Below are 12418 nucleotides of genomic sequence, written 5' to 3' on the forward strand. Positions count from 1 at the left end.
GCACGCTCCTCGTGGATGCGACGTTGTACGGATGGGTACGTCTGCGATGCGCGCATACGGGTGTGCGCTGCATTCGCTGCAGATCCTCCCACAGCGGTCCTCGCCGGTCGTCGCCGTAGGATGCGTGGAGCAGGTGCGGCAGGCGGCTGGATCGGAGCAGCAGACCATCGTGAGCAGCGAGAACTCTTCGGACGACGCACAGCGGGTGTGGGACGTCGTCGTGGTCGGTGCGGGGCCCGCGGGCGCCTCGGCCGCCTATGCGGCAGCGGTCGCGGGGCGCCGCGTCCTGTTGCTGGAGAAAGCGGAGCTGCCCCGCTACAAAACGTGCGGCGGCGGCATCATCGGACCGACCCGTGACGCGCTGCCACCCGGCTTCGAGCTGCCGTTCCAGGACCGGGTGCACTCGGTCACGTTCTCGCTCGACGGCAGGTTCACGCGCACCCGTCGCTCCAAGCAGATGCTCTTCGGGCTCATCAACCGGCCCGAGTTCGACCAGCAGCTCGTCGAGCACGCCCAGAAGGCGGGCGCCGAACTGCGCACGGGCGTCACGGTCTCGCGGGTGGAGCAGCACGGCTCGGCCGTCCCCGACCGGCGCACGGTGGCCGTCGTCCTCCAGGACGGCGAGACGGTGCTGGCCCGGGCCGTGGTCGGCGCGGACGGCAGCGCCAGCCGGATAGGGGCACACGTCGGGGTGAAGCTCGACCAGGTCGACCTGGGCCTTGAGGCTGAGATCCCGGTGCCGGAGACGGTCGCGGAGGACTGGAAAGGACGGGTCCTCATCGACTGGGGCCCCCTTCCCGGCAGTTACGGCTGGGTGTTCCCCAAGGGCGACACACTCACCGTCGGTGTGATCTCGGCGCGCGGTGAAGGCGCCGCCACCAAGCGGTACTTGGAGGACTTCATCGCCCGGCTCGGCCTCGCCGGTTTCGAGCCGAGCATCTCTTCCGGGCATCTGACGCGCTGCCGCGCCGACGACTCGCCGCTGTCGCGGGGACGGGTGCTGGTGTGCGGGGACGCGGCGGGGCTCCTGGAGCCGTGGACCCGCGAGGGCATCTCCTTCGCGCTGCGCTCGGGGCGGCTCGCGGGGGAGTGGGCGGTGCGGATCGCGGAGGCGCACGACGCCGTGGACACGCGACGGCAGGCGCTGAACTACGCCTTCGCGATCAAGGCGGGTCTCGGTGTCGAGATGAGCGTCGGTAAGAGCATGCTCACGATCTTCCAGCGGCGGCCCGGCATGTTCCACGCCGCGCTCACCGGTTTCCGGCCCGCCTGGAAGGCGTTCACGGGCATCACCCGCGGATCCACCTCACTGGGCGAGATGGTGCGTACGCATCCGATGGCGGGGCGCGCCCTGACCGCGCTCGACCGGTGAGCTGAGGGGAACCAGCGGGTTTCGAGGGCTGGCCGGGTGGCCGAGCAGTCGGGGCGGGCTCAGCTCTTGACGGTGATCCGGAAGACCGGGTGGTCCGGGGCGATGCGCCGCAGCTCCTCGTTGGACGAGTCGGGGCCGACGCCGTTGAAGAAGACGCCGACCTCGGCCTTCCAGCGCTTGAGGTAGGCGCGCAGCAGCGGGACCTTGTCGTCGTCGGCGACCTCCACGGCGGTGAACACGTCCACCTTCTTGCCGAGGTGCAGCTCGCCGCCGCCCGCGACCCGCATGTTGTGCGTCCACTGGACGTGCCCGCGCGGGGCGACGAGGTACTGCCGGCCGTCGAAGGTCAGCAGGTTGACGGGGGTGGTGCGCCACTCGCCGCTCTTGCGGCCGCGGACGGCCAGGACCCGGGAGCCCCAGACGCTGAAGCCGCGGCGGGTCATCCAGGCGACGGTCCGGTTGAGGACGTTCACGGTGAACCAGCCGGGCTTCTTCACGTGCGTGGACGTGGTCATGGTGACTTCCTCCTGGGGCGGAAAGTGTGAGCACTGCTCTCGCTTGAGAGCAGTGTGCACGAGATCGGTGATCCAAAGCAAGAGCAGTGCTCTCGTAATGGTTCGCTGCTCTCTTTTGTGTGCGCCGATCTCTGTAGAGTGCACCGCTCTCGTTTGTGTGCACTGCTCTGGAAATATGGAACACTGGTGCGCATGAGTACCGCCAAAGGAGCCCGCGCCCGAGCCCGGATCGAGGTCACCGCGGCCATCAAGGACGAGGCGCGCAGACAGCTCGCCGAGGACGGTGCGGCCAAGCTCTCCCTGCGGGCCGTGGCCCGCGAGCTCGGCATGGTCTCCTCCGCGCTGTACCGCTACTTCCCCAGCCGCGACGACCTGCTGACCGCGCTCATCATCGACGCCTACGACTCGCTCGGCGCCGCCGCCGAGGCGGCGCACGCCAAGGTTGCCGACGCCGGACCGATCCGCCGTTGGACCGCGGTGTGCGAGGCGGTACGCGAGTGGGCACTGGGGCACCCGCACGAGTACGCGCTGATCTACGGATCGCCCGTGCCCGGGTACACCGCACCCCCCACCACCGTGCCGGCGGCGTCCCGCGTCGGGCTGCTCCTCATCGGCATCGTCCGGGACACGCACCAGGGCGCAGGCGTCGCCCTTCCTCCGCTGCCCGCCGAACTCGGGCCCGAGGCACGGAGGTTGGCCGAGGATCTCGCCCCGGACCTGCCGCCCGCGGTGGTCACCGCGCTCGTCGCGGCCTGGGCGCAGCTCTACGGACTCGTCGGCTTCGAGTTGTTCGGGCAGTTCAACCGAGTCGTGGAGGACCGCGAGCCGTTCTTCCGGCACGCCGTCGCCCAACTCGGTCATGGTGTGGGCCTCGTGTTCCCTCAGGACACCGGCACGGGCGGCCGGGGCAACAGGGCGGGATCCTGACGGAGCATCCGCGCGTGCAGTGACCGCAGCGGCGGCCCCGGGTCCGCGCCCAGTGCCTCGGCGAGCCGCTGCCGTGCGGCCTCGTAGGCGGTCAGCGCGTCCGAGGAGCGGCCCGTCCGATACAGCGCGAGCATCAAGAGCTCCACGAACCGTTCCCGCAGCGGGTGCGCGGCGACGAGCCGGACCAGCTCATGGACGTACTCGAAGGACCTGCCGAGTTCGATCTCGCCGGCCAGTCGGGCCTCCAGCACCGTGAGCCGCTTCTCGGCCCAGCGCAGCCGTTCCGCCGCCAGATAGGGCGCCCGCAGGCCCTCCGCGAACTCGCCGCGCCACAACTCCTCGGCCCGCGCGACCAGTTCAGCCGCGCGCCGCAGCTCACCCGCGTCGCGCGCCGCGAGCGCCTCGTCCACCCATCGCCGCCGCTCGCGCAGGTCGTCGGCTTCCGCGCCGGTGAGCCGGTAGCCGCTGCCCGTCCACACCAACTCCGCTGCGCCGCCCAGGGATCGGCGCAGCCCGGAGACGTACTTCTGCACGAGGTTGCGTACATGCAGGGGCGGGGCGCCTCCCCACACGGCCTCGACCAGGGTGTCGTACGAGATGGGGCGCCCCTCCTGGAGGAGCAGTACGGCGAGTACGGCGCGCTGCTTCGGTGGGCCCAGCGGCACCTCGACTCCGTCGCGCAACGCCCTGAGCGGGCCGAGCAGTTCGAAGCGCAGGCCGTCGGAGGCCCCCTTGGCCGAACCGCTCTCGCGCAAGCCCTTCGGTGTCCCCTCGCCCATGCGTCGAGAGTATCCCGGCACCGGCGTTCCAGTGGATCTTCCAGCGGACGGTCAGCGGCGCCGACGACCGTGGCCGCTACGGATCCCCGGAGAAAGGCCACCCCACGATGCTCACCCGCCTCGGCCGCCTGGCGGTGCGGCGCAGCGGCGCCGTCCTCATCGGCGTACTCCTCGTCCTCCTCGGCCTCGCCGCCTACGGGGCCGGTGCCCAGCAGGACTTGGACCTCGCGCGCTGGAGTTCGCCCGGCACGGAGTCGGTGCGCGCGGGGGACGTACTGCGCGAGGAGTTCGGCACCGGCAACCCCAACCTGGCGCTGCTCGTCACGGCCCGCGACGGTGACGTGGACAGCGCCCGAACGCGGGAGGCGGCCCGCGCGTTCGCCCGGGAGGTGGAGCGGCTGCCCCTGGTCACCGACATCACGTCGTACTGGGACGCCGACAGCCGTGCCCTGCGCGGCACCAACGGCCGGCGCGCGCTCGTCCTCGTCCGCCTCGAAGGCAGCGCAACGGAAGCACGCGAGCAACTGGCCACGCTTTCACCGCGGTTGACGCGCACGACTGATGAACTCACCGTCCAGGTGGGCGGTCAGGAGGAGATCTCACGCCAGGTCGGCGAACAGGCACGCACCGACTTCCTGCGCGCCGAACTCTTCGCACTGCCCGCCGTCCTGCTCCTCCTCGTCCTGGTCTACCGGCGCGCCACGGCCGCCCTGTTGACCGTCGCGGTCGGTCTGCTGTCCGTACTGGGCACGCTCGCCGGGCTGCGCGCGATCGCGCAGTTCACCGAGGTCTCGACGTTCGCGGCCAACCTCGCACTTGTCCTGGGCCTCGGACTCGGCGTCGACTACAGCCTGTTCGTGATCAGCCGCTACCGCGAGGAACGCGCGGCCGGGCGCCCGGGGCCCGATGCCGTCGTGCGGGCGACCGCGATCGCCGGGCGCACGGTGGTGTTCAGCGGAGTGACGGTGGCGGTGTCGCTGTGCGCGCTGCTGGTGTTCCCGTTCTTCTTCCTCAGCTCGTTCGCGTACGCCGGTGTCCTCGTCGTGGTGACCGCGGTGGCCGGAGCGGTGGTCTTCCTGCCCGCGGCCCTGGCCCGCTGGGGCCACCGGGTCGAACGGCCCGCCGCCCGCACGTCCGGCTTCTGGCACCGCACGGCGCTCGCGGCCATGCGCCGCCCGCTGCTCGCCGGCGCCGGAGTGCTCACCGTGCTGCTCCTCGCCGCCTCGCCCCTCCTGGGGCTGCGCTTCGGACTCCCCGACGAGCGGGCCCTCCCCGAAGGAACCTCCTCACGGACCACCTCCGAGATCGTGCACGAGGAGTTCCCCGCGGAGCCGACCGACACGATTCAGGTCGTCCTCGCGAAACCGAGCCCGAAACAACTCACGGATGCGTCCACCGAAGCGCCCACGACCACGGCCGCCACACGCGCCTACGCAGCCCAACTCTCCTCGATCCCGGGCGTGTTCCAGGTCGACGCCCCCTCCGGCACCTACCGCGACGGGCAGCAGACGGGAGCGCCGGGCCAGGACCGGCTCACGGCGCCCGACGGCCGCGTACGGCTGGCGCTGGTGCCCACTCAGGAGGCGATGCGCGGGGACGTACCGGCGCTCGTCGAACGTGTCCGTGACACCGCCGCACCCGACGGCGTACTGGTCGGCGGCTACCCGGGCGAGACCACCGACTTCCGCGCCACGCTCCTCGACCGGCTGCCGCTCGCCGCCGGGTTCGTCCTCGGGGCGACGTACCTGATCCTCTTCCTGATGACCGGCAGTGTGCTGCTCCCGCTGAAGGCGACCGTCCTGAACCTGCTCAGCCTGGCCGTGATGTTCGGCTGCCTGGTGTGGGTCTTCCAGGACGGGAACCTCTCCGGAGTGCTCGGCTTCACGCCGACCGGTTCGATCGAGCCGAGCATCCCGGTGCTGATGTTCTGCGTGGCGTACGGCCTCTCCATGGACTACGAGGTCTTCCTGCTGTCCCGTATCAAGGAGGAGCACGACCGCACCGGCGACACCGAGCGCGCGGTCGCCGAGGGCATCCGGCGCAGCGCCCCGCTGATCACGGCGGCGGCCGGCATCCTCGCGCTGTCCTTCCTGTCGTACGCCACCGGAGGCGTCGTCTTCCTGAAGGAGCTGGGCATCGGCACTGCCCTGACGATCCTCGTCGACGCGACCCTCATCCGGGTGGTCCTGCTGCCGGTGACGATGCGGCTCGCGGGGCGCGCGAACTGGTGGGCGCCGAAGCGACTGCGCCGCTTCCGGATCAGGGAGGCCGCCGAGCCCGGGCCGGAGCAGGTACTCCGCCGGGAGTACGTGTGATCACCACGCTCGGCTGACGCCTCCGGCGACCCCCGGCGTCTAGCGTGGCAGGCATGGAAGAGCAGCGCACACGCCGGTGGGGTGGACCCCCCTGGGCCGGGGGCGGCCCGCCCTGGGGCCGGCGGCACGGCCCTCCGTGGTGGAACCGCCGCGACGAGGAGGAAGAAGGCGGCGGCCGTCCGCGTTGGCCGTGGCGCTCGACGCTGCTCCTCACCGTGTTCGTCCTCGTCGGCAGCAACTTCGCCGCGGAGCAACAGCCCGATCGGGAACAGCTCGACGTCCTCTCACGGCTCCTCCTCTTCGGGGGCGCCGCCCTGCTCCTGTGGCGGCAGCGGTATCCCGTGGCCGTGGTGTTCGGCACAGCGGCCACGGCCCTCGTCTACTTCAGCGCCGGATATCCGTACGGGCCGATCTTCCTCACGGTCGCGCTCGCCTGCTTCAGCGCGATCGTGGCCGGGCAGCGCTGGGCGGCCTGGACCGCGCTCGGCACGCTGTGGGTGGTCCACCTCCTGGTGGGGCACTGGCTCTACCAGTGGCTGCCGCCGAAGGGCGACCCGGTCTCCTCGTGGGGCGAGGAGGTCGCCATCGCCGCCTGGATGGTCGCCATCCTCGCGGTCTCCGAACTCGCCCGGGTACGCCGTGAACAGTGGGACCGCGACCGGGCGGAGCGTCGGCAGGCGGCCAAGCGGCGCACCGACGAGGAGCGGCTGCGGATCGCCCGGGAACTGCACGACGTCCTCGCACACAGCATCTCCGTCATCAACGTCCAGGCGGGCGTGGGCCTCGCGCTGCTCGACTCCGACCCCGAACAGGCACGCACCGCGCTCACCACCATCAAGGCCGCCAGCAAGGAGGCCCTGGGGGAGGTGCGCCAGGTCCTCGACACACTCCGTACGCCCGGAGACGCGCCGCGCGCGCCGGCGCCCGGCCTCGACCGGCTCCCCGAACTCGTCGAGCAGGCGGCGGGCGCCGGACTGACGGTCGACGTCGAGAGTGGGGGCGAGCGCAGGGCCCTGCCGCCGGGCGCCGACCTCGCCGCCTTCCGTGTCATCCAGGAGGCGCTGACCAACGTCGTACGGCACTCCGGATCGCGGCACGCGCGCGTGCGGGTCGACTACGCGCGCGACGCGTTGACGCTCCGTATCGACGACGACGGACCCGCGACCGGCGAGGACGCGGGCGGCAGCGGCAACGGACTGGCCGGAATGCGGGAGCGGGCCGCGGCCCTGGGTGGCACGATCGAGGCCGGACCGCGCGAGGACGGAGGCTTCCGGGTGCTGGCCCTGCTGCCGCTCAAGAACTCGCGCGGGGCGTCCGAAAGGCCCGAGAAACCCCTCAAGCTCAAGGAGGACCGGTGATCCGCGTACTGCTCGCCGACGACCAGTCACTGGTCCGCGCAGGCTTCAAGGCACTCCTCGACGCCCAGCCGGACATCGAGGTGGCCGGAGAGGCCGCCGACGGCGAGGAGGCGCTGCGCGCGGTGCGCGAACTGCGGCCGGACGTCGTGCTGATGGACATCCGCATGCCCCTGCTCGACGGCCTCGCCGCGACCCGCCGTATCACCGACGACGACGGCCTGAACGACGTCAGGGTCGTCATGCTCACCACGTTCGAGCTGGACGAGTACGTCTTCGAGGCCATCCGCTCCGGAGCGTCCGGCTTCCTCGTCAAGGACACCGAACCGGAGGAACTCCTGCGCGCGGTGCGGGCGGTGGTCGAGGGCGACGCACTGCTGTCGCCGGGCGTGACCCGTCGGCTGATCGCCGAGTTCGCGGCGCGTTCCAAGGAGCCTGCGGCCGCCGGGGCGCTCGCCGAACTCACCGAGCGGGAGCGGGAGGTGATGGCGCTGGTCGGCATCGGACTGTCGAACGACGAGATCGCGCGCCGGCTGGTGGTCAGCCCGCTGACCGCGAAGACCCACGTCAGCCGGACCATGGTGAAGCTGGGCGCCCGCGACCGGGCCCAACTGGTCGTGCTCGCCTACGAGTCGGGGCTGGTGCGGCCGGGCTGGTTGGGCTGAGGCGCCTGCCTGAAACGGACCAGCACACTGGCCACCCGGAAGATGAAGAGCACGGCCGCGAGTGAGGTCCCGGCCGCCAGCTGGACCTTCTCGATGGTGACCGGCAGGTCGAAGAGCAGCGCCGGTCCGGCCAGGGCCCCGAACGCCACCGCCGCGGCGAACGCGGCACTGAACAACGCGTATCCGATCTCGACGGTCATCTCGTCCCGCTCGGACTGAGTCCGCCGCCCCCTGGTCTGTCCCATACCGGCAGTCTCACAGGGGAGCGCCCGGCGGGGCAAGGAAAGACGCGCCCGGCGGGGCAGGGAAAAGCGCGCCCGGCGGGCCGGCGAAAGACGCGCCCGGCGAGCAGGGAAGCCCGCCGGGCGCATGCCGTTGAGAAAGAGGAGCCAGTCGTGGGACAGAGGTCAGACGCGGGCCGGGGGTCAGTCGCGGGCCGGGGGTGAGTCGCGGGCCGGGGGTGAGTCGATGCCAGGGGTCAGTCGCGGGCAGCCACCCGCTCGTCCTCCCGCTCACGCTCGTCGTCCCGTACGTCCTCGGACTTGGCGACCAGGATCGTCGTCTGCCGCGTCCGCTGCCCGCGCAGTCCGGTGGCCGTGATGAGCAGGCCCACGACGGCGATCGCGGTGACGACGGCCAGACCCGGACGGTAGCTGTCGAGGACCGCCTGCGGCGAGGAGCTCTCGGTGGAGTTCGCGGTCACGACGGCCGTCACGATCGCGAGGAAGATCGCGCCGCCCACCTGCACCGAGGTGTTGAGCAGACCCGACACCATGCCCTGCTCGTGGTCGTCCACGCCGTTGGTGGCCTGGATGTTGAGCGAGGGGAAGACCAACGCGCAGGCCGCGCCGATCAGCAGCATCGACGGCAGGATCACCGCCGCGTACACGGGGTCCAGGTCGACCCGCAGGAACAGGGCGTAGCCGACGACCATCAGGGCGAAGCCGGCCACGATGAGCCGCGGCGTGCCGAACCGGTCGACGATCGCGCCCATCTTCGTCGAGGACAGCGCCACCAGCGCGCCCGCTGGCAGGAAGGCGAGCGCGGTGTGCAGCGCCGACCAGCCGAGCAGCGACTGCATGTAGATCGTGACCAGGAACTGGAAACTGACGTACGAGCCGAAGAACGCCATCGCGCCCAACTGGGCCCGGATCTGGTTGCCGGAGCGCAGTACGCCGAGCCGGATCAGCGGGCTGGGGCTGCGCTGCTCGACGCGTACGAACACGGTCAGCAGAACGGCCACCGCGAGGAACGACAGCAGCGTACGGGCCGAGGCCCAGCCCACCTCGGGTGCCTGGACGACGGTGAAGACGAGCAGCAGCATCGAGGCGGTGCCGAGGATGGCGCCGGGGATGTCGTAGCCGCGGTGGGTGCGGTCGCGCTCGCTGCGCGGGATGAGCTTGAGACCGGCTATCAGGGCGATGACCGCGATGGGCGCGGGCAGCAGCATGGTCAGCCGCCAGCTGGCCTCGGTGAGCAGCCCGGACAGGACGAGGCCCATCGAGAAGCCGGTCGCGGCGCAGGTGACGTAGATGGAGAGCGCGCGGTTGCGCAGCGGGCCCTCCGGGAACGTCGTGGTGATGATCGACAGGCCCGCGGGAGCGGTGAACGCGGCGCTCAGGCCCTTGATGAACCGGCTCGCGATGAGCAGCGGGCCCGAGTCGACGAGCCCGCCGAGCAGCGAGGCGAGCGCGAAGACGGCGAGCGCCACCAGGAAGACCTGGCGGCGGCCGAGGAGGTCGGCGGCGCGTCCGCCGAGGAGCAACAGGCCGCCGTAGCCGAGGATGTAGCCGCTGACGATCCACTGCAGGGTCGAGGTGGAGAGATCGAGTTCGGAACCGATGGACGGCAGGGCGACGCCGACCATCGACACGTCCAGCGCGTCCAGGAACATCGCGGCGCAGAGCACCAGGAGGGTGCCCCATAGGCGAGGCGTCCAGCGAACGGCTGAGGACGGCGCCGCGGGGGTGGTGAGCGGAGAGGTCATGCGCCACACAGTACATGCGCATGCATTCAATGCAAGCGCATTTAATGCGGATGCAACAAAGGCGGTTTTTTGCTAGGGTGCGGGCCATGGCGGCTGTCGAGAAGGCCGAGCAGGGCCTCGTGGACCAGTGGCGCGACATCCTGTCGGTGCATGCGCGCACACTGTGCGAACTGGACCGGACGCTGCACCAACACGGCCTGGGTGCAAGCGACTTCGAGGTCCTCGACGTACTGGCCACGACCGCGCCGGCCGACGGCGGCGACGGCTCGTACCGCGTCCAGGAGATCGCCGAGCGGGTTCATCTGAGCCAGAGCGCGCTGTCCCGGCTGATCGGCCGCCTGGAGAAGGACGGCCTCGTGGAGCGCTGCATGTGCCCGGAGGACCGGCGTGGTGTGCGAGTCGCCCTCACGCCGAAGGGGCGCACGCTGCACGGCGAGGTACTGCCGGTGCAGCGGGCGGTGCTGGGGCGGATGCTGGCGGGTGGCTCCGCGGGGTGAAGTGGCTGGGGCGGGTGAGTCGCTGAGGCGGTCGGCCGTCCGCCCGCCGAGTGTGTCGTCGCCCGTCGCCCGTCGCTCAATTCCAGGTGACCGCGGACTTCTCCCGCCACAGTGTTGCGATCGACGAGTCTCCTGTCACGCTCGGGAACGGGCGGCGGTTCCACAGCGCCAGATAGAGCTGGGCGGCCGTCCCCGCCAACTCGCAGTCCGCAGCCGCCACTTCGCCCCGCTCGGCCGCCGGGGGTTCGGCCGACAGCCGTACGCTCCACACGGCGTCCGAGTCCGCGGCCCGCACCCTCAGGACGCGCGGCTCGTCCGTCCGCACCCTGCTCCTGCTGCGGGCGTGAAAGCCGAGCAGCAGTTCGTCGATGCCGTCGACCGCGAAGTCCACGGGGACCGCGGTCGGGGTGCCGCCGCGTGCGGACTCCGCGTCGACCCGGTGCACGGTCGTCTCGTGGGCCTGCCGACGTGCCCAGAAGGCGAGCGGCGAAGGGGCGGGCATGAAACTCCAGCACTCCACGTCGGGAGGGGCGGTGGCGAGCGTCTCGACGAGCATGCGGTGCCCGTCCCGGAACCAGGTCAGCAACGCCGAACCGTCCAGCTCCGGCAGGCCGCCGTCAGGGTGGTACGAGGTGTGTCCCTCGGCCACGAACGCCGTGGCCCAGCGGTGGACCATCCCGGTGTGCCGCAACAGGTCCCGCACCTGCCACTCCGGACACGTCGGCACCTTGGCGTCGGCCCCGGCCTCGTCCGCGGCCTCGGCCAGCAAGCCGCCTTCCCGGTCCAGGCTTCGAATGAGCTCGGCAATCTCCATGTAGGGGAGTGTGCCGGATGGAGCGGGCTTCAGGGGGCAGCGGGAGGGCAGCAGGCGGCGTGCCGGCCGAGGGTCACGATGTTCGCGCCGTGACGGCTGAGCACCGAGCCGATGGTGCGGCGACGATGCCGGGGCTGGGCTGGGCTGGGCTGGGCTGGGCTGGGCAGGGCTGGGCAGGGCAGGGCAGGCGTCGTACGCGACTCGGCATCAGCTGGTGGCCGGTGCGTCCAACTCCGGTGTCAGTCCCGGGTGTTCGGGCCCTTCTCGTCGAAGCTCGCGAAGTAGGCGGCGGCCATGTCCTCGTCGGCGTGGCCCTGGCTGGCGGCGCGGGCGAAGCGTTCGGCGCTCGCGGCGGCGACGTCGAGACGCAGGCCGTGCCGCTCGCCGGCCTCGACGATCAGACGCGCGTCCTTGGCGGCCGTGCCCACGGCGAAGGCGGCCGGTGACAGTTGGTCGTTGAGGATGAGCCCGGCCTTGGCGCGCAGGTAGCCCATGTCGAGCGGGCCGCCCGCGATGGCGTCGAAGAAGCTCTGCGGCTCCACGTCCAGGGCCTTGGCCAGGGCCAGCACCTCACCGGTCGCGTTGGTGACGGCGAGGACCCAGCTGTTGGCCACGAGCTTCAGACGGGTGGCGCTGCCCGCCGCGCCGTCCTCGCCGGTCCACACCGTACGGGCGCCGACGGCTTCGAAGACCGGCGTCACGGCCTCCCTGCCGTCGACCGGACCGGCGGCCAGGACGAGCAACTGGCCTGCCTCGGCGGGCTGTCGGGTGCCGAGAACGGGCGCGTCGTAGAAGACCAGGCCCTTCTCCCGGGCGAAGTCGGCCAGTTCGCCGATGGCCTCGATCCCGGCGGTCGTCGACTGCACCCACGTGGTGCCGGCACGCAGGGAGGGCGCGGCCTGCCGCATCACGTCCAGCGCGGCGGGACCGTCGTACAGCATGGTGAGGACGACATCGGCGCCCTCGACCGCCTCCGCGGGGGTGCCGACGACGAGTGCCCCGTCGGCGGCGAGGGGTTCGGCCTTGTCGCGGGAGCGGTTCCAGGCCCGGACGGTGTGTCCGGCGCGGACGAGGTTGCGGGCCATCGCGGCGCCCATGATCCCGGTGCCGAGGACACTGACGGTGAGCTTGTCGGTCATGACATCAACTTTCCTGATCCGTATGGTGCGTCGGTTACCACTGTGCCCTGCCT

12 protein-coding genes are annotated in these 12418 nt (G+C 71.5%); 6 read left to right on the forward strand and 6 right to left on the reverse strand.

The window, feature by feature from the left end:
- The first annotated feature begins 169 nt into the window (after positions 1 to 169).
- On the forward strand, positions 170 to 1372 hold the full coding sequence (locus JEQ17_RS42235) for a geranylgeranyl reductase family protein (protein ID WP_200402002.1): 1203 nt from the start codon (positions 170 to 172) through the stop codon (positions 1370 to 1372).
- Positions 1373 to 1431: 59 nt separating this feature from the next.
- On the opposite strand, the gene JEQ17_RS42240 is transcribed toward JEQ17_RS42235, so the two are convergent.
- Complete coding sequence (locus JEQ17_RS42240) at positions 1432 to 1887, reverse strand: nitroreductase family deazaflavin-dependent oxidoreductase (protein WP_200400190.1); 456 nt, start codon at positions 1885 to 1887, stop codon at positions 1432 to 1434.
- Between the two features lie 192 nt (positions 1888 to 2079).
- On the opposite strand from JEQ17_RS42240, the gene JEQ17_RS42245 reads away from it, so the two are divergent.
- The gene (locus tag JEQ17_RS42245) at positions 2080 to 2814 is read left to right on the forward strand and encodes a TetR/AcrR family transcriptional regulator (protein WP_200400191.1); all 735 of its coding nucleotides are present in this window, start codon (positions 2080 to 2082) and stop codon (positions 2812 to 2814) included.
- Here the strand turns inward: JEQ17_RS42245 and JEQ17_RS42250 are convergent.
- Entirely contained in the window at positions 2769 to 3593 is an 825-nt protein-coding gene (locus JEQ17_RS42250; RefSeq protein WP_200400192.1) for an AfsR/SARP family transcriptional regulator, read from the reverse strand. The two genes, JEQ17_RS42245 and JEQ17_RS42250, sit on opposite strands and share 46 nt — an antisense overlap.
- On the opposite strand from JEQ17_RS42250, the gene JEQ17_RS42255 reads away from it, so the two are divergent.
- Genes JEQ17_RS42255 through JEQ17_RS42265 form a run of 3 tightly spaced genes read left to right on the forward strand, consistent with a single transcriptional unit; the run spans position 3578 to position 7928 of the window.
- A complete protein-coding gene (locus JEQ17_RS42255) occupies positions 3578 to 5908 on the forward strand; it encodes an MMPL family transporter (protein WP_234048570.1) in 2331 nt (776 codons plus the stop codon). The genes JEQ17_RS42250 and JEQ17_RS42255 overlap by 16 nt on opposite strands.
- A gap of 53 nt (positions 5909 to 5961) precedes the next feature.
- The gene (locus JEQ17_RS42260; RefSeq protein ID WP_200400193.1) at positions 5962 to 7266 is read left to right on the forward strand and encodes a sensor histidine kinase; all 1305 of its coding nucleotides are present in this window, start codon (positions 5962 to 5964) and stop codon (positions 7264 to 7266) included.
- Positions 7263 to 7928, forward strand: coding sequence for a response regulator (locus JEQ17_RS42265; protein WP_200400194.1), 666 nt, complete (start codon positions 7263 to 7265; stop codon positions 7926 to 7928). Before JEQ17_RS42260 ends, JEQ17_RS42265 begins: the two co-directional genes overlap by 4 nt.
- Here the strand turns inward: JEQ17_RS42265 and JEQ17_RS42270 are convergent.
- Both JEQ17_RS42270 and JEQ17_RS42275 read right to left on the reverse strand, forming a co-directional pair.
- Positions 7889 to 8173, reverse strand: a complete 285-nt coding sequence (locus tag JEQ17_RS42270) for a DUF6332 family protein (protein WP_200400195.1) — start codon at positions 8171 to 8173, stop codon at positions 7889 to 7891. The two genes, JEQ17_RS42265 and JEQ17_RS42270, sit on opposite strands and share 40 nt — an antisense overlap.
- A 233-nt stretch (positions 8174 to 8406) precedes the next feature.
- Positions 8407 to 9915, reverse strand: coding sequence for an MFS transporter (locus JEQ17_RS42275; RefSeq protein WP_200400196.1), 1509 nt, complete (start codon positions 9913 to 9915; stop codon positions 8407 to 8409).
- Positions 9916 to 9965: 50 nt separating this feature from the next.
- Here JEQ17_RS42275 and JEQ17_RS42280 point away from each other — a divergent pair, with 50 nt between their 5' ends.
- A complete protein-coding gene (locus tag JEQ17_RS42280; RefSeq protein WP_407700172.1) occupies positions 9966 to 10412 on the forward strand; it encodes a MarR family winged helix-turn-helix transcriptional regulator in 447 nt (148 codons plus the stop codon).
- 76 nt (positions 10413 to 10488) lie between these two features.
- Here the strand turns inward: JEQ17_RS42280 and JEQ17_RS42285 are convergent, their stop codons facing one another.
- Together JEQ17_RS42285 and JEQ17_RS42290 are read right to left on the reverse strand one after the other, a co-directional pair.
- Positions 10489 to 11226, reverse strand: a complete 738-nt coding sequence (locus JEQ17_RS42285; RefSeq protein WP_200400198.1) for a maleylpyruvate isomerase family mycothiol-dependent enzyme — start codon at positions 11224 to 11226, stop codon at positions 10489 to 10491.
- Between the two features lie 239 nt (positions 11227 to 11465).
- Complete coding sequence (locus JEQ17_RS42290; protein ID WP_200400199.1) at positions 11466 to 12365, reverse strand: NAD(P)-dependent oxidoreductase; 900 nt, start codon at positions 12363 to 12365, stop codon at positions 11466 to 11468.
- Positions 12366 to 12418: the final 53 nt, after the last annotated feature.

It is taken from the genome of Streptomyces liliifuscus (assembly GCF_016598615.1).
GTDB classification, from domain to species: domain Bacteria; phylum Actinomycetota; class Actinomycetes; order Streptomycetales; family Streptomycetaceae; genus Streptomyces; species Streptomyces liliifuscus.

Bases quoted from the DNA above. Each gene is read 5' to 3' on its own strand.
- JEQ17_RS42240 (WP_200400190.1), bottom strand. From the start codon at position 1,887: ATGACCACGTCCACGCACGTGAAGAAGCCCGGCTGGTTCACCGTGAAC.
- JEQ17_RS42245 (WP_200400191.1), top strand. From the start codon at position 2,080: ATGAGTACCGCCAAAGGAGCCCGCGCCCGAGCCCGGATCGAGGTCACC.
- JEQ17_RS42250 (WP_200400192.1), bottom strand. From the start codon at position 3,593: ATGGGCGAGGGGACACCGAAGGGCTTGCGCGAGAGCGGTTCGGCCAAG.
- JEQ17_RS42260 (WP_200400193.1), top strand. From the start codon at position 5,962: ATGGAAGAGCAGCGCACACGCCGGTGGGGTGGACCCCCCTGGGCCGGG.
- JEQ17_RS42270 (WP_200400195.1), bottom strand. From the start codon at position 8,173: ATGGGACAGACCAGGGGGCGGCGGACTCAGTCCGAGCGGGACGAGATG.
- JEQ17_RS42275 (WP_200400196.1), bottom strand. From the start codon at position 9,915: ATGACCTCTCCGCTCACCACCCCCGCGGCGCCGTCCTCAGCCGTTCGC.
- JEQ17_RS42280 (WP_407700172.1), top strand. From the start codon at position 9,966: ATGCAACAAAGGCGGTTTTTTGCTAGGGTGCGGGCCATGGCGGCTGTC.
- JEQ17_RS42285 (WP_200400198.1), bottom strand. From the start codon at position 11,226: ATGGAGATTGCCGAGCTCATTCGAAGCCTGGACCGGGAAGGCGGCTTG.
- JEQ17_RS42290 (WP_200400199.1), bottom strand. From the start codon at position 12,365: ATGACCGACAAGCTCACCGTCAGTGTCCTCGGCACCGGGATCATGGGC.